The organism is Salinimicrobium oceani, from assembly GCF_012037645.1.
The window spans coordinates 56,094-73,450 of sequence record NZ_JAAVJR010000004.1 but is presented as its reverse complement, the minus strand read 5'-3'; the positions used below and the strand labels follow the sequence as shown (position 1 = coordinate 73,450).

General features: G+C 41.2%; 10 protein-coding genes. 2 read left to right on the top strand and 8 right to left on the bottom strand.

What is annotated here, in order from left to right; all coding sequences use genetic code 11:
- Nucleotides 1-183: 183 nt before the first annotated feature.
- Nucleotides 184-2,355, top strand: coding sequence for a S9 family peptidase (locus HC175_RS08225; RefSeq protein ID WP_168138010.1), 2,172 nt, complete (start codon nt 184-186; stop codon nt 2,353-2,355).
- 23 nt (nt 2,356-2,378) lie between these two features.
- Here the strand turns inward: HC175_RS08225 and HC175_RS08220 are convergent, their stop codons facing one another.
- Both HC175_RS08220 and HC175_RS08215 read right to left on the bottom strand, forming a co-directional pair.
- A complete protein-coding gene (locus HC175_RS08220) occupies nt 2,379-3,776 on the bottom strand; it encodes a DUF5689 domain-containing protein (protein WP_209309957.1) in 1,398 nt (465 codons plus the stop codon).
- A 1-nt stretch (nt 3,777) separates the two neighbouring features.
- Entirely contained in the window at nt 3,778-6,570 is a 2,793-nt protein-coding gene (locus HC175_RS08215; RefSeq protein WP_235942561.1) for a peptidase associated domain and porin domain-containing protein, read from the bottom strand.
- Nucleotides 6,571-6,679: 109 nt separating this feature from the next.
- On the opposite strand from HC175_RS08215, the gene HC175_RS08210 reads away from it, so the two are divergent.
- Nucleotides 6,680-7,738: an endonuclease/exonuclease/phosphatase family protein gene (locus HC175_RS08210; protein WP_317172102.1), complete on the top strand. Its 1,059-nt coding sequence runs from the start codon at nt 6,680-6,682 to the stop codon at nt 7,736-7,738.
- Nucleotide 7,739: 1 nt separating this feature from the next.
- On the opposite strand, the gene HC175_RS08205 is transcribed toward HC175_RS08210, so the two are convergent.
- From HC175_RS08205 to HC175_RS08180, 6 genes are all read right to left on the bottom strand, one after another.
- Entirely contained in the window at nt 7,740-8,180 is a 441-nt protein-coding gene (locus HC175_RS08205) for a hypothetical protein (protein WP_168138008.1), read from the bottom strand.
- Between the two features lie 90 nt (nt 8,181-8,270).
- Nucleotides 8,271-9,902, bottom strand: coding sequence for an Ig-like domain-containing protein (locus HC175_RS08200; protein WP_235942560.1), 1,632 nt, complete (start codon nt 9,900-9,902; stop codon nt 8,271-8,273).
- Between the two features lie 100 nt (nt 9,903-10,002).
- Nucleotides 10,003-11,742: a hypothetical protein gene (locus HC175_RS08195; RefSeq protein ID WP_235942559.1), complete on the bottom strand. Its 1,740-nt coding sequence runs from the start codon at nt 11,740-11,742 to the stop codon at nt 10,003-10,005.
- 12 nt (nt 11,743-11,754) lie between these two features.
- The gene (locus tag HC175_RS08190; RefSeq protein ID WP_168138006.1) at nt 11,755-14,292 is read right to left on the bottom strand and encodes a TonB-dependent receptor; all 2,538 of its coding nucleotides are present in this window, start codon (nt 14,290-14,292) and stop codon (nt 11,755-11,757) included.
- Nucleotides 14,293-14,477: 185 nt separating this feature from the next.
- Nucleotides 14,478-16,112 carry a glucose-6-phosphate isomerase gene (gene pgi / locus HC175_RS08185; RefSeq protein WP_168138005.1) on the bottom strand — a complete coding sequence of 545 codons (1,635 nt, stop codon included), beginning with the start codon at nt 16,110-16,112 and terminating at the stop codon, nt 14,478-14,480.
- 2 nt (nt 16,113-16,114) lie between these two features.
- The gene (locus HC175_RS08180; protein ID WP_438865920.1) at nt 16,115-17,353 is read right to left on the bottom strand and encodes a peptidoglycan DD-metalloendopeptidase family protein; all 1,239 of its coding nucleotides are present in this window, start codon (nt 17,351-17,353) and stop codon (nt 16,115-16,117) included.
- Nucleotides 17,354-17,357 lie beyond the last annotated feature (4 nt).

Here is a 17,357-nt window from a genome sequence, read left to right as displayed (position 1 = left end):
GTTTTAAGGCTGCGGAAATAAAAGATCATTGCTTGACACCTGCACCTCATTTCTTCAAAATTTGCAGAGAAATCCTTTATTCAGCAGTAGAAACAGGTATAACTTCTGAAGAAAATACAAAAAACTGAAAATAAATTTGCAAATTAGCTATAGAAACCACCTCTCTTATAAATTTATAATAGCATGAAAAACTTACAGTTATTAATTCTCAGTGTGCTTTTTGGCTTTCAGAGCTTTGCTCAGGTAGTTGTTGAGTCTCAAGTCTCGGCTTCAGATTATCCTGAAGCACCAGATGTTATGCAAAAGGACTCGGTGCTAACCGTTCATGGGCATACGCGGAAAGATCCATATTTCTGGATGAGGCTTACAGATGAGCAAAAGCTCACAAAACAACCCGATGAACAGACAAAGAACGTGCTTCACTATCTTGAAGCCGAGAATGCCTACACAGATATTGTAATGGCAGATACTGAGGCACTTCAGGAGCAGCTCTTTAATGAAATAGTTGGGCGAATAAAGCAAACAGATGAATCTGTTCCTTATTTTAAAAACGGATACTGGTATTACACGAGATATGAAGAAGGGAAAGAATATCCTATTTACGCTCGTAAAAAAGGAAGTCTCGAAGCGAAGGAAGAAGTTCTTATCGACGCCAACAAAAGGGCAAAAGGACATGACTATTATGCAGTTAATGGCCTGGAAGTGAGTCCCGATAACAAGATCCTGGCCTTTGGAGAAGATACTTTGAGCCGAAGAGTTTACCACATTCAGTTCATGAACCTCGAAACCGGAGAGCTCCTGCCCGACAAATTAGAAAATACCACAGGAGGCGGGGCCTGGGCCAATGACAACAAAACTTATTTCTACACCACAAAGAACAAGGTTTCCCTGCTCTCTGAGAAAATTTTCCGGCACACCCTAGGGAAAGCTCACAGTGAGGATCAATTGGTATATGAAGAAAAGGATCCGTCGTTTTATATTGGGGTGGGAAAATCAAAGTCAGACGAATACATTATGATCTATACGGGAAGTACGCTCACCAGCGATTTCCATATTCTACGTGCAGATGATCCTAACGGAAAATTCAGACAATTTACCCCAAGAGAGGAAGGCCTGGAATACAGTATAGACCACTACGAAGATAAATTTTATGTTGTCACCAATCTCGATGCTAAGAATTTCCGACTCATGGAAACTCCTGAGAACTCCACTTCAAAGGAAAATTGGAAAGAGGTGATCCCTCACCGGGAAAATATTTTGCTTGAAAGCATTGAGGTTTTTGATAATTATTTAGTGGTCAACGAGAGAGGCAATGCTTTGACCCAAATGCGGATCATTGATCAAAACAGTAAGGAAGAACATTATCTTCAATTTGAAGAACCAGCTTACGTAGCCTTCTTTTCGGTGAATCCTGAATTTGAAACAAGCAAGCTCCGCTACATTTATTCGTCTTACACTACTCCTGTTTCTACGATCGAGTATGATATGGAAACCCGGGAAAAGGAGACCTTAAAGGTACAAGAGGTAGTTGGGGGCCATGATCCCAACGAGTATGTGAACGAAAGATTTTTTGCTGAAGCCAGAGATGGCGCGCAGGTTCCTGTTACTGTCGTCTACAAAAAGACCACAGAGAAGAGCGCCGCAACTCCGCTTCTGCTTTACGCCTACGGCTCATATGGTTCCTCTATGGATCCGTACTTCAACTCTGCCAGGCTCAGTCTACTTGATCGCGGCTTTATTTTCGCCACCGCTCATGTAAGAGGTGGCCAGGATATGGGCCGACAGTGGTATGAGGATGGAAAAATGTTTAAAAAGAAGAATACCTTTTATGACTTTATAGACGTTGCAGATCATCTCATCCAGAACAACTACACCTCTCCAGAACATTTATATGCGCAAGGTGGCAGCGCTGGCGGCTTACTTATGGGAGCTGTTGTAAATATGGCTCCGGAAAAATTTAACGGCGTAATTGCAGGTGTACCTTTTGTAGATGTTATTTCTACAATGATGGATGAAACAATACCGCTTACTACCAACGAATTTGATGAATGGGGCAATCCAAAAAATAAGGAGAGCTATGATTATATGTTGTCTTATTCTCCCTATGATAATGTAGCAGAACAGGAATATCCACATCTGCTTGTAACAACGGGATTATTTGATTCTCAGGTACAGTATTGGGAGCCTGCAAAGTGGGTTGCGAAATTAAGAGATAAAAAGACAGATGATCACCTGCTCCTGCTTCATACAAATATGGAAGCTGGACACGGTGGTGCTTCAGGCAGGTTCGAACGTTACAAAGAAACAGCATTGGAATATGCTTTTCTTTTAAAACTTGAAGGAAGAGTTGAATAAAAAATTTGAAGGTTTCTGCGGAATTATTCCGCAGAAACCTTTATATCATCTAACTCATATACTCCATTATAATAAGGAAGATCACTTCCTATGTACTTAAAAGCAATATATCCCTTTCCTGAAGCACAGGAAAGATCAACAAGACCTGAAGATATCCAATCCCCAAAAAAGTCATTGTTGTTGGCCACATAAGCTGCAGAAAGAATTTGCCAGTCGGCCCTAAGCAGAGTCTCTTCGTTCCCATCCCAGTTATTGGAGAACAGAACCTCCAGCATGCTTCCATTAGCAAAGCTGGTGGACGTCTTAAAGCTAAGGACCTCGCCAGAGCTGCTGTCAAAATTGATTCTAGGAGTAATAAGCCAGCTTATGCTTCTTACATCTCCAGAACCTGATGGTCTCATTCGTGCCGACCTGCCGAGAGAAGCATTAGCCCCAGTTGCGGTATACGCCTCCCAGGGCCTCGATCCCTCCTGAACAATATTTTTCCAGCCCTTACCCTCTACGGGTTTATTATTCTTCTGATTGCTAAAATCCTCTTCAAAAAGAATTTTACTTCCGTTCAAAGAGACATTCTCACATGAAAATTCCATTTTGTCACAACGGCTGTTATTTGAGAAATTTACGTCTTCGGAAGAATTTAGGTAAATGGTGTAAAACTTATCATAGTAGTCACGAGTGAGGATACCTCGCAAATTTCCAGATCCCTGAGGTAATTTGAGACTCCTGAAGTCGGCATAAGTACTTGTACTGAGAATAAACGGAAAATCTCCGCCGCAGCTCTCCACCATTCTTTCACCGTCAAACTCATCGTTAGCTTCAGATGCATAGGTGAAAGGATTCGCAGGATCCACATGGATCTTATTGAACTGCACATTTTCTATCTCCACATATAAATTTTCAAGCTGATCACTAAAATCTGATGAAGTTATTTTCTTCGGAACTATGGTTGCGGTTTCTGTATCCCGGATAAGATGATATGCAATTCGCGATTGAGGAATATTCCCTATTTGCTTCCCCTGTACCGTTCCCAGGGCGGGCACTCCATTAGCTACTCCCAGGCTAAGGCCTTTGAGGTTGATGTATACCTTTCTTCCAAAATTGTAGAACTGGTAGTAGGAGGCCATGTTGATCTTAATGTTGAGACCGGCACGTGGATCTACCTTTTTATCCTGTACTACCAATTCTTTATAAAAATTTCCAGCCTCATCACTTGATACAACATAGGCTTCCAGGATCAAGTCCTCATTAAAAGTGATGACTTCACCATCTTGTTGGTAGAAAAGGCCAAGAACAGCATTTAGATCAGTGTTGACCTGAGTTGAAATATCAGCCGAAAGCTTAGCTTCGGGTACAGAAAACTCATCCTCTGGCGAGCATGCTGCCGCTATGATGAAAATAGGAAACAGTAGCAATTTCTTCATCTTAAAATCTGTAATAAACGTGAGCATAGTATGTTGTGCCGGCACCAAACCAGTATTTTGATCCAAATAATGGCTTCTCTCTTTCGGCATCTGCTTTGAGTAGCGCGTAATTCACATTCCTGGATTGTTCATAGCCTCCGGTCTTATAACTGGTATTGAGAATGTTGTTCAGGCTTCCAAAAAAGCCAACGAACCTGTTCTTTAATCGCCAGGATTTTCCTCCCACCATGTTCACGAGAACATAATCTTCAAATTCTTCCTGCTGCAACAGTTTATTGGCGATCTTTTCATCATACTCTAAAAGAGGCAAGCCATCATGGTCTGTGTAGAAGTTCCTTGTTCTGGTAAGAGGCGCGATATCTACAAATGCCCTGGAAAAATGATTTGCAGTTGTAGCAATCCACCAGTAGCTGGGATCGCGATACTCAAGGCCAATTTGCATTGCCTGCTGTGGCCCGCCCGAAAGTCGGTAGCCTTTTAGAAGGGCCGACCCGAATTCCCGATTTTCAGGGAAATTATCGGAAGTTAAATAAAGATCGGGACTGGAGCCGTAAATGTATTTTCCAGAAGAACCAGCTGACTTTATTTTTAAGGTAGAAGTGATAGGCACTTCTACGCCGAATTCCACTCCTGCATGTCGTTTCTCAATTCCGCTGAGAATTTCCTGTACAAAGGCAGTAGTTGCATCTCTTCCCCCGCCCGCAAGGCCATCGGCATAATAAAAAGAAATTTCTGTAGCATCCTCAAAAAGGCCATAAAATGTTGTAATTCTTCCGGTAAGAAAAGAGGAACGAAAAATATAGCCTGCATCTGCAGTAAAAAGCTTTTCATTCCTAAGCTGTTTCACCACCTCATTATTTTGCCTTGCGTTTGCAAAGGAGTTACGCAGCGTAGGTGGTTTTGTTTGATGAGCCGCATTAACACTGAACAAATGCCTGCCAGTGTATTTATAAGTTACGCCCAATTTTACCCCATAATTACCAAAATTAAGCAGCCGACTTTCTCCCAGGGAGTTTTCGGGAAAGTTGCCATTCTGAAACCTCCCAAACCGCTGATAAGAACTACCCGATACCTCTGCGCTGAGATAAGTATCGAATTTTTTACCTTTCCCTTCGGCCTGTAAAAATCCCCCGGCATTTTTAACCCGAAGATCATAATGGTACTTAAAAATGTCATTTTCAGATACCATTTTATTTGGGGTTTTAAGATTATTCTGGGCAGCGGCTCCTTCAGAAAAAGCATCAACATCTAAAAAATAGTTCGCGCCAAAAAGATCAAGTACAGAAGCGAAATTTTCGCTTTCCAGGAACCTGGACTGGGCTCCACCAGTCAGCACAAGGTGTTGCCCCATGATGTACCTGAAATTAGTACTTGCAGAAACCTGCCTGTCATCTGTGCGATCTTCGTAAAGGGCATAAATTGCATTTCCACCAGTAGACGCTGCAGTTTGATTTGCGAGATAGATAGCATCCCAATTGATTTGCCCGTTTTCCCTAAACTCTTGTTCAGCCAGGTAAGCAGACTGGTAATCTGGGTTATTCTCAAATCTTAAAAAATAGGAGGGTAATTTCTGATAGTATGCCGGGTCTGGATTACTCCCCCCTCCAATAAATATTTCAGCAGAATTGCTGTCAACCAAACTACGACTTCCACCGTAATCGATCCTGCTGTTTCCGGTTGTTCCAAATTGATAGGCGAGATTGTTATCAAGGCTTAATCTCTCACTTATCTTCCAGGAATGGTTGAGCATCATGACAGGTTCTGCTACCTCCTTCTGTCGGGAATTCCTGATCTTCCCATCCTGATATCCCCAGTAACTATTGTACTGCTCTCCCCGAAGCTCATATACCTCCTGAGTGTTGGGTGAGTTTTTACCACGCAGATTTGGCGTATAAAAGGCGGTAAGGTTCAAATCGTGAGCTTCATTAAATCGCTTTCCTACGGAAACAAAGAACGAATTGGCATTATAGGTGCTGCCTTCAACAAAGCTTTCTTCAGCAAATCTTTTTGCCCCCGACACAGAATAAGCCCATCCGGAAGGCAGTAGTCCGCTGTGATAACTGGCCATCGCTCTGCCGGTATAGCTACGATTGGCCATCGCATACGAGAATTTTCCGCCGTGAGCATATTGTGAGGCTCGCATAATAATATTTGTAGTGCCAGCCGGCCCGCCAAAGGAAACTTCTGAAGCAGCACTGCCCTGTGAAAAAACCTGGTTTCGCTGTACGTCATTAAGTCCTCCCCAGTTGCTCCACAAAGGTCTGCCATTAAAGAATTTGTTCATCTCAACACCGTTGATAAGGACTTTGCTCAATTCACTGTCATAACCTCTGGGTCTAAAGAATGTAGAGCTAAAATCAAAAGCCGCAGCATTCAGAAATACATCTTTTGAAGCCTGTAAAAGACCGGCAACATTTGAATAACTTGCATCCTCCTCATCAAGTTCATGATCTGCAAGGGAAATGGAAGCTGTTTGCTGCTGTAACTCAGGAAGGTTAGGTTTTAAAGAAATAACCTCCAGGTCAATTGCTTCCGAAGAAATTCTCACCGGAAAATACCTGTCAAAAAAGCCATTTTTGGAGCACATGATTACAAAGGAACCCTCGGGTAGATCCTGCTGAAAAAGAAATTTTCCATCAACATCAGAATATTGCTCAAGTGCAGCATTCAAAATTTTTATGTGCACGCCCTGAAGAGGTTGTCCGGTATCTTCATCAACCAATCTCCCAGTCAGGGTTTGTCCCCCGGCAGATGCTATAAAAAACAAGAGCACGATCAAAAGCGTCCTCTTCAAAAAGGATGTTTTCATAAATCATTATAAGGGAGGCAATTAGCGCGCAATAATACATTAATTATTCTATCTTTGGCCCTTCAGTAAAAATATTTAACACAAAGAAAATCAGGTGTTTAGAACAAGGTCTCTTCTGCTGCTGTTTACGCTTTTATTCCTTGGTTCTTATGTGCTGCAAGCGCAGCGAAAAGAAGAATTCGAGGTAGTGAGCATTGGTTTTTATAACCTGGAAAATCTTTATGATTTCCATGATGATCCCAATACTTTTGATGATGACAGAGCCCCTTCCGGAAAAGACAGATGGACGCAAGATCTATATCAGAAGAAATTAAACAACATGGCTTATGCCATTAGTGAAATTGGCAAAGAGTTTACAGGCCGACCTCCAGATATTTTAGGAGTATGTGAGATAGAAAATCTTCAGGTTTTGGAAGACCTTGTAAAAAACCCTTTTTTGAAACCTTATAATTACGGGATAGTGCATTTTGATTCTCCTGATCGCCGCGGAATTGACGTGGCCTTATTGTATCGCAGAGAGATCTTTTCCCCTAAGCAGGTGTCCAGGCATGAACTTGTGCTTTTTGAACCAAAGGAGCCCACAAAAAGAAGCTTTACGAGAGACCAACTGCTGGTAAGTGGTTCAATGGCGGGAGACCAGGTGCATTTTCTAATCAACCACTGGCCTTCCAGAAGCGGGGGAGAAAAATTAAGTAGCCACAGGCGGGAAAATGCTGCGAAATTGAACCGAAAGATTGTGGATTCGTTAAATCGAATAGATCCTTATGCCCGCATCATGATCATGGGCGATTTCAACGACGATCCACACAACACGAGTCTTACAAAAATCTTAGGCGTCAAATCCAGAAAGGAGCAACTCTTATTAAAGGACCTGTATAATCCTTATGCAAATCTTGCAAGACGTGGAGCCGGATCTTTAGCTTATCGTGATCAATGGAATCTTTTTGATCAAATAATTCTTTCTACTCCATTAGTAGAAAAAGACCCTTCAAAATTCTCCTTTTTCAAAGCCTATATTTTTAATGAGCCATTCCTCACAACTCCCACAGGGCAATATAAAGGCTATCCCTTTAGAAGTTTTGGCAGCACAGGTTTTACAGGGGGATATAGTGATCACTTCCCCGTATATGTCCTGCTAATTAAAAAGAAATAGGTTAGAACCAGGCCGACCAGGGAATTCGCGAGAGTACAAACAGGAGTGCCAGAGCATAAAATATAGAAAGGATCTTGAACTTAGGTCTTGATACCAGTTTCTTCTTATGCTTGGAATATCCTACGGTCACGAGCACAACGGCAATCAACATTATAAGAGGATGCTCTACCAGGTATAGACGGAGACTGGAATCTTTCATAACCGCACCCATTCCTCCTTCTCCAGAAAAAGCCTGTAGCCTTGGAGAAACCAGGTAAAGAACGATCCCTACAAGTAATTGTATGTGAGTTACTATAAGCGTAAACAAGGCTAACCTGAAATCTGTCGCGCCATAATCCTTTTTAGATGTGAATCCAATAATAGAATTAAGAGTTGCGATGATTAAAACGATCAACACAAGGTAAGCCCACCACGAATGAATAAAAGAAACGGTTTCGTACATGATCACAATTTTATGGTCGTAAAGATAACTTTTTTCAATAAAAAAACCGCTCCTTATAAAGAGAGCGGTTTTTTAAGATGTTACAATAATTTAATCCCAGGTGTTTTCGGCTTGTGGCCCACCCCAGATCAAGGTTGCAAGATATGGGTTGTCAATAAATGGGTTTCTGTTTCCTTGAGCAGATTCAATGACATTGTTTCTCTGTACCTCAAAGGCAGATACAGGGTCTTCGGCATTCCACTTCAGGAACAGGTCGAGACCACCCACTTTTGAAAAGGATTCTCCGTATCTGATATTCAGGTAAAGTACCATTCTGGCGACATCGCCTTTCCATTCATCGCCAGGATACCAGGCATCGTCACCAACTAGTCCGTAGTCACCACTACCTTCAGTAAAAGGATGGTTAAGTCTAAGAGAGTTAACATCATCTGCTGCAACTCTAAGGTGATGAAGATCTGTTACTGCCAATTCTGAAGATAATCTGGACTGAGGGTAGATGTGTTCAGTATTAAAAGTTTGTGGAGAATAAGAATTACTACCTGAAGTATATTCCCTCCAGTACCTTTCTTCTCCTGAATACATTAACACCACATTCTCTGGATTTTCAAGACTTGCATCTGCATCATACAAATAATTGTGACGCTCCCCATATGATAAAATCGTAGTATGGGAAATGATGGTGATATCCCCTAAAAGGGCACGGTTGATATCGGTATCACTAGTAAAAAAGAAATCGCTGTAATAATCCTGAATATCTGCCGGAATATTAAAAGATACCGCCACGATCACCTTTACCGTTACGGTTGCGGTGGAACAGGTAGCATCTGGCGTATCATCATCGCAAAGCGTGTAAGTGAATGTATCTTCTCCAGTGAAAGCAGTTTGCGGAGTGTAGGTTACAGTTCCATCTTCATTAAGCACTACGCTACCATTGGACCCAGCCTGTACAGAAGTGATAACAGCGTCATCCACTACAACGTCATTGGCCAGAAGACTGGAAATTGTAATACTCGCGTTCTGCGAATTCATAACTACAACATCATCTACAGCATCTGGCGATCCTTCGTCTGTTACAGTTACCGATATCGTCGCAGTTGCACATGTAGGTTCCTCATCATCATCACAAATGGTGTATGTAAAAGTATCTACTCCCGTGAATCCATTCGCCGGGGTGTAAGTGATACTTCCATCTTCCTTAAGTTCAACTTCCCCATTGGTGTCATCTGTCCCCACCGAGGTTACAACAGCGTTATCTACCAGGTTGTCGTTATTAAGATGAGTGTTGATGAACAAGACCTTTTCCTCTTCTGTTTCATAGCTGTCGTCTACAGCCTCTGGAGAAGCAGCAGTAACAGAAACGGTGACAGTTGCGGTTGAACAGTTTCTTGGGGTCTTGTTGTCACACATGGTATATTCGAAGGTATCGTCACCTATGAAATCTGCAGGTGGCGTGTATGTATAAGTACCATCACGGTTGTCAACAATAGACCCGCCATTTGATGATTCACTATCCATGCTACTGATTCGTGCATATGCATGTACCGTATCATTATCTAATAAGCCACTGAACTTCAATGGCGTATTTTCTGAGGTCGCCAACTGGTCATCAACAGCTTCCGGTAGTTCTGCTACCGGGTCCACAGGAGGGTTGCTCCCACCTTCATCATCCTTACTGCATCCTAAAAGCATTACAGCTGTGATCAAAAATAGAATCTTCTTCATTTAAATGTTTTTCTGTTAGGCAAATGCCCGTAAGTTAAAGAACAAAAACCTCTTAGCTTATAAAAGTTAAGAGGTTTTTGCTGAAAAAATAATTATTAGGCTATTGTACAGGAACCCATACACCATCTTCTTTGATAAGGTGCATTTGTTCTATAGTATTAGTTCCATTATAAATTGCAAAGCTAAGCAGGTACTTTTGTCCTTCTTCAGCATTTGGCGCTACACGTTCAGAAAGCAGGATATTAAATGCCTCCAGTAACATTGCGTCTGTCCACTGGTTTGCGTTTCCTGGTCTTCTGTCAAAGTTGTTGTAGTTTCCAACACTCCATGAAGGATCTTCATACGTATCAGAAAGCTGCTCCCCAATGAAATCGTAATCTCCTGGCGCCAACTGGTAAACAATAGTATTATCTACAACCCAACCAGTACCTTCATGTCCAAACTGAAGAGTTTGTTCAATTACGCTAGGAATGAAATCCCATTCTCTCTCCTCTTCATTATAGATGAAGCTGGCATAACGATCAACAGTAGCCGAACCGTTGTAGTATTTATATCCTACAGAAACAAAATCTCCCTGCTGTGCATATGGGAAAAGAGGCTCAAGATATCTACCAATGTAGAAACCTGCATCAGATTCACTGCTGAAGTTGTTAAATCTTTGACCGAATTCCTGAGAATAGATATTTGATGGCAATTCCATTGGCATCATCCATCTTCCATCTCCAAAGGCAAATACAGAAGTTTCCATGATCGTTGAAACTGAAGCAGTTTCATCAATAACATATTCACCATCTGTAAGGATAACCGATTTGATCACAGCATTCACAGAGCCACTGTAAGCGTCATAAGTAACATCAAACTGCGCACCTTCGGTAGCAGAAGGAAACTGTTCCTTTAACACGACATTGATCGCTTCAAGAAGCATAGCCTCGCTCCAGAAATTTCCACTTGTAGATCTTACGTCAAAGCTGTTGTATTGCGCAGCATTACCGGCAGGACCAGGATAGTCATCACCTAACTCAGCACCAACGAAATCGTAATCATCATTATCCAATTCATATGCTGTACCTCCTATCATTACGTACTCGGTACCATTGAACTTAACATCCATAGTCTCTGTACCTGGGCTACCATCATAAATTCTATAGCTAACTTCATAGGTTTGACCTTCAACATCAGGGAAGTTATCACTTAAAACTACATTTATAGCATCAAGTATCATATCGTTGCTCCAGTAAGCATCTCTTCCTTCTCTCCTGTCAAAGTTGCTGTATTGAGCAGCACTAGAAGCTGGATCTGGATACGTCTCATCAAGGGCTTCACCAATAAGATCAAAATCATCATTTGAAATGTCATAAGCCATTTCTACTGCGATAGTTCTGTAGGTCAATTCAACATAATCGTTGGTTTTGGCCTGTGGAAACTCAGCCTGCAAAAAGCTAGTGATCTGAGAACTTGAAGTGAAATAATTCACATCAAGACCCATTGCTTCATAATCTGCATCAACTACAGTATAAGCTTCAGCATCAATTGGCGCATAAAGATCAAAAGTCACTCTTGCCAAAGATCCTTCACCCCAAACCGGAAATTTGTTCGAAAGCAATTGAGGGATAAGCTCTGAAGCCTCATCAAGAGAGCTAAAGTTCGGGAAATTCAACCCTAGACCACCATCTTCAACATCTTCGGTATAATCATCTGCTGTAAGTGTGTAATCGGTAATACCTTCTATAGCACGACTGTCTAGATCCCTGTCTAGGTCATCATGAAGGTCTTCCATTGGCTCACAACTCGTAAGAGCAAGACCAAGGAACATCATTAATAAATAAATTGAATTTTTCATCTTCATAATTTTTTAGAAATTAATTTTTGCACCCACGTTGAAGGTTCTTCCGAAACCGTAGAACACTCCGTCGTTAAGTCCGCCACGTGCAATAGAAATATATTCTGTATCAAGTACGTTGTTAACGTTTCCAATCAACATTGCCTCAAGATCTCCAATATCAAATTTGTGAGTTACCCCAAAATCAACAAGGCCATATTCAGGTAATTCCCAAGACTGTCCTAGTTCTCTCGTGCTACGAGTTTCCGGGTCAAATTCTGCATAAAGATCATCATAGTAGTTCCAGTCAACGCGAACTTTTGTTCCTTCCCATACTTCATAATCTGCACCTGCAGCGAAAGTAGTTTGAGCAGAACCTCCTACTTTAAGATCGGCCACATACAGATTTATAGTTCTCACAAGATTTTGCTCCTCATCATAAATTGCAACATCTGTAATATCATTTTTCCATGTCCAGTCTCCAACAGAAGCCATACCTGTTAGGGTAAGGTTCTCAATTGGACGGTAGCTGAATTCAAGCTCTACCCCCTGGTGAAGTGCATTAAGACCAAGAATGTTAGCAGAACCAGTTGTATTATCTGGATTCTGGAATCTCTGTACTAGAGTTTTATCATTCCATGCTGTGCGGTAAACGTTAAGGTCTGCTCTAAAGTTTGCACTTCGGTAACCGTAACCTAGCTCTGCACTAAAGATCTTCTGGTTCTCTGCTCCAGTATTGATATCATTTCTAAAGTTAAGGAAAACGGCGTTAGAAAAAGGAGCTTTTTCGAAGTAACCTATGTTAGCAAAGATGTTGTTATTGCTATCAAGGTTGTAGTTAGCTCCACCTTTTCCGCTATATCCGAAGAAATGCTGATAATCTGTCTCCTGTGCTGGATCTGAATCTAAATAATTGAAGAAATCCTTTCTCTTGTATGATGTATTAGAAGCAGCAAGTGTAACAAAGGCTGAGAAGTTGTTTTTGTCATATTCTGCCTGCGCAAAAAGACCTTCCCAAAGAACTGTTCCTATATCGTGATAAAGAATTTTATCGCCAACACCTGCGGCATTTAATGGGTTATTATCATTGCTTGTATCAAGTACATATGCACCTCCCAAAAGATCTGTCACTTCTGTAAAGTGCTCTCCCTGGTAATATCTAAAATCAAGACCTCCTGTAAATTCAACATTAGGAAGTATTTGTGAAGACAAAGTAGAAAGAACTCCGTACCACTGGTGATCATTTCTTGAAGCTCTTAAATAAGTTTCAGAACCTAGTGCGCCACGCGCAACATTCTCTTCAACGATAAGATCAAAGTTGATTGGCTGAAGATATCCATCACGGTAAGGAGAAGGATTCTGAGCAGTACCAAGACCAAATTTATTTACACCGGTAAATCCACCACCACCTCCAGATCCAAAGGATGCGTAAGCAGAAGTAGAAAGTTGAGTGTCTTCAGAAATATCCCAGTAGTGGTTTAAAGACATTTGAGGCTTGTGGTAGAAGTTGTCCTCTACATGAAGAACTTCCCCATTTCTGTAACCCCAGTCCTGGTTGAAACGTGTTCCTCTTTCACTAATTCTGTAGATCTCCATTGGTAAAGCGTTTTGACGCTGTCCATGTCTTTGTTGTGCTCCAAAAGCTGTGAAAGACAACTGGTGATCTTCGTTAAAATCCTTCGCAATGTTCACGAAGTAAGAAAATCCGCTGAATTCTGTTCCGTCTACGTATCCATCTCCAGTTGTTCTTGCTCCAGAAACTGTAGCTGCCCAACCGTTGTCCATTTTTCCAGTAGACACAGTAGCAGATATTTTTTGATATCCATCGTTACCTAAAGAATAGAAAGCACTACCGCCTTCTTCAGCATCAGTAGTTCTTGTAACAATGTTAATAGTTCCTCCAATAGAAGGCACTGCAACTTTTGAAGCCCCAAGACCTCTCTGAACCTGCATAAAACGAGTAACGTCTGAAAGACCAGCCCAGTTAGACCAGTAAACACGACCGTTTTCCATATCATTCACAGGGATACCGTTAATTAAAACAGCGATGTTCTCAGATTCAAAACCTCTTAAGCGAATTTCTGAATCTCCAAAACCTCCACCTCCTTTGGTAGCATACACCCCAGGAGTAGATTTAAGGATTTCAGGGAATTCCTGGTTTCCAAGCTGAGTCTCAATAGCCTCTGCTCTAATAGTGGAAACTGCCACCGGAGTCTTACGATCTATAGCTATAGAGTAAGTAGTTACAATCACTTCTTCCAGCGCATCTGCATCTGGAGCAAGAAGGATACGACCTAGATCTACAGTTTGACCATTTGCCACTGTAAAAGGCACTCTCTTGGTTTCGAAACCTACATAACTAATCTCAAGAAAGCCACTCGCTTTATCTACCTCAAGATTAAAAAGCCCACCAAAATCGGTAACTGTTCCTTGCGTACTACCTTCAACCCTCACGTTTGCGCCGGGAAGAGGAGCATCCATGTCAGAATCAATTACCGTTCCGGTAACAACTCCTTGTGCAAAAATAGTAGCTGACGTTAAGAAAAACGCTAATGCTAAAAATTTCCTCATTGTGTAATTTGTTAGTTTGTGTTTTAAAAGTTGTTGCAAAAGAACAACTTTCTTTAAACATATCCTTTAACTTAAGGTTAAGAGTTTTTCACAAAAGGGAAGAGCTTTTCAACACCACAAAAATAAAACAACCCCTTGAAATACAAGGGGTTGCCGCTAACCTGTCTAAAATGGCTAAACTGCTGTCAATCTTCAAGATAAAATTTTAACATTTTCGAAGTCGAAGAATCGTGTTTTCCCACGTCATTTCCTTCGATTTCATTAAGGATATTGGTCGCTAATTGCTTTCCTAATTCTACCCCCCATTGATCATAACTATATATGTTCCAAATAATTCCCTGTACAAATATCTGATGTTCGTACAGCGCAATTAGCTTTCCTAAACTTTTCGGGGTAAGAGAATCTATAAGGATTGTGGTAGTTGGATTATTTCCTTTAAAGATCTTAAATGGCAACAATTCTTCAATTTCACTCGCAGCCATTCCCTTTCCTTTCAGTTCCTGAGAAACTTCAGCAGCATTTTTCCCCTGCAGCAAAGCTTCCGTTTGAGCAAAGAAGTTGGCCATCAATTTATTGTGATGATCTTTCTCCTTGTGAAGGGATCTCTTGAACCCAATAAAATCGGCAGGAATCAGCTTGGTTCCCTGGTGAATTAACTGGAAGAAAGCATGCTGGGAATTCGTACCTGGTTCTCCCCAAACAATATTACCTGTCTGGTAAGAAATATTTTTTCCATTCCTGTCTACTCCTTTCCCATTACTCTCCATGATCGCCTGTTGCAAATATGCAGGAAACCTATGCAGGTACTGGGTGTATGGAATTACTGCCTGCGTCTCGGCCTTAAAGAAATTATTATACCAAATAGTTAAAAGCGCCAGTTGTACCGGTATATTTTTTTCAAAGGCTGTCTCTTTGAAATGCACATCCATTTCACGTGCCCCTTCAAGTAAGGCTTCAAAGTTGTTAAATCCAATGGAAAGGCTAATAGACAATCCTACCGCGCTCCAAAGGGAGAAACGGCCGCCAACCCAATCCCACATGGGAAAAATATTTTCTGCCTCTATTCCAAATTCCTCTACAGCTTTTACATTACTGGATACCGCAACAAAATGCTTAGCAACAGCATCTGCCGGTGCCTTTGAAGTAAACCATTTTCTAATAGTAGTTGAATTAGAAAGTGTCTCCTGTGTTGAAAAGGACTTTGAAACCACAACAAAAAGTGTGGTTTCAGGATTTAGATCTTTTATGACTTCCTGAACGTGATCTCCGTCTACGTTGGAGACAAAATGGAGCTTAAGGTGATTCTTGTAGAATTCCAAAGCTTCTGTTACCATCACGGGACCAAGATCGGAACCTCCAATGCCAATATTCACAACATCTGTAAATGCCTTTCCTGTAAATCCTTTTTTCGCGCCTGTAATGACCGAGTAGCAGAAGTTCTTGATCTTTTCCTTAACCTCAAAAACTTCGGGCATTACGTTTTCGCCATCAACTTCTACAGAGTTTTCCCTCTGTGCCCTCAAAGCTGTGTGAAGTACCGCACGGCCTTCAGTTCTGTTTATTTTACTCCCTCCAAAAAGGGCATTTATAGCTTCTTCTAATTTCGCCTCTTTTGCAAGGTCAACAAGCAAAGCTTTGGTTTCATTTGTAATGAGATTTTTAGAATAGTCTACATAGAAGTCATCCCACAAAAGAGTTAGTGCTTCTGCCCGCGCCGGATCTTTTTTGAATTCCTCTTTTAGGTCTATTCCCTTTATCTGCGCATAATGCGCTTCTAATTTCTTCCAGGCTTCTGTCTTGGTTGGATCAACGTTGGTCATTCCTATATCGGTTCTTTAAATTCTATTTGCCCCAGTTCATTTTTTAAAGGCTCAATAGCAGTAAAATATGTTTCAATGTATTTGTCTTCTATAGGTTCAGCCGAAGGGAGGTTTTGCCTAAATGGATCCACCTGTACTCCGTTTTTCCAGAAACGGTAGCAAACGTGAGGTCCGGTTGCAAGTCCTGTACTTCCTACTTTTCCAATGATATCTCCCTGTTTTACTCTTTGTCCCTGCTTCACAAGACGTTGAGACATATGTAAATACTGGGTTGTATAGGTGTCATTGTGCTTGATCTTTACATAATTACCATTCCCCGCTGTATAAGAGGAGGCAATTACCACTCCATTTGCTGTACTTTTTATAGGCGTTCCATGTGCCGCAGCATAATCTGTACCCTTGTGAGCCTTCCATCGCTTTTGTACAGGATGGAAACGGTTAGGACTGAAACGAGAGGAAATCCTGAAAAAATCCAGGGGTGCCTTCAGAAAAAAGCTTTGCAATGGCCGGGCCTTTTCGTCGTAATAATCTCTTGCTCCCGATACGGAATCTACCATAAAATTAAATGCATAATATGGCTTCTCCTGATGATAGAAAACCGATGCCTCTATATTTTCGATACCGGCATAGATCGTATCATTAATGTATTTTTCATTGTATACGATTTTGAACCTGTCACCAGGCTGTAACCTGAAAAAATCGATACTCCATTGATAAATATTGCTCATTTCATGAGCTATAAGGTAGCTAAGCCCCTCTTCCTGAATGGCTTCGGTAAGACTCGAATTGATCACCCCGGCCACGGTGCGTTTCGTTATTTTTACTGGTTTCTTAGCTGTGTAAACTGAAACACTATCCCTTAAGTCAACTACAGTGTAATTGATAAGATCATTTTCGTAAATAAAAATTTTAGGTGTTTGAGAAGAATCCTTAGCTTTTAAGATCACGTAAGGCTTTCCAAGAATAATTTTCCGGGGATTAAAGGTATCCCTAACCTTGTTAACTATCTCAAAGATCTGGTTTGGATCTACCCCGTGAGTTCCTAAAATAAGACCAAAACTATCACCAGATTTAATTGTGTCTCTTACAACCTCATAATCATTAAGAACAAAACCGAACTCCTTTACAATGGCAGGTTTCGGTTTTACTTTTAGGTTATCGGCTATTTCATTTTTTTCTTGCGGCTCATTACAGGCTATAAAAGCCATCATCATCATTAGCAGGTAACTAAATTTTTTCACTCTT

What these genes read in the sequence shown, in the direction of transcription:
- HC175_RS08205 (WP_168138008.1), bottom strand. Translation starts at nt 8,180, where the DNA reads ATGTACGAAACCGTTTCTTTTATTCATTCGTGGTGGGCTTACCTTGTG.
- HC175_RS08225 (WP_168138010.1), top strand. Translation starts at nt 184, where the DNA reads ATGAAAAACTTACAGTTATTAATTCTCAGTGTGCTTTTTGGCTTTCAG.
- HC175_RS08200 (WP_235942560.1), bottom strand. Translation starts at nt 9,902, where the DNA reads ATGAAGAAGATTCTATTTTTGATCACAGCTGTAATGCTTTTAGGATGC.
- HC175_RS08195 (WP_235942559.1), bottom strand. Translation starts at nt 11,742, where the DNA reads ATGAAAAATTCAATTTATTTATTAATGATGTTCCTTGGTCTTGCTCTT.
- HC175_RS08190 (WP_168138006.1), bottom strand. Translation starts at nt 14,292, where the DNA reads ATGAGGAAATTTTTAGCATTAGCGTTTTTCTTAACGTCAGCTACTATT.
- pgi (WP_168138005.1), bottom strand. Translation starts at nt 16,112, where the DNA reads ATGACCAACGTTGATCCAACCAAGACAGAAGCCTGGAAGAAATTAGAA.
- HC175_RS08220 (WP_209309957.1), bottom strand. Translation starts at nt 3,776, where the DNA reads ATGAAGAAATTGCTACTGTTTCCTATTTTCATCATAGCGGCAGCATGC.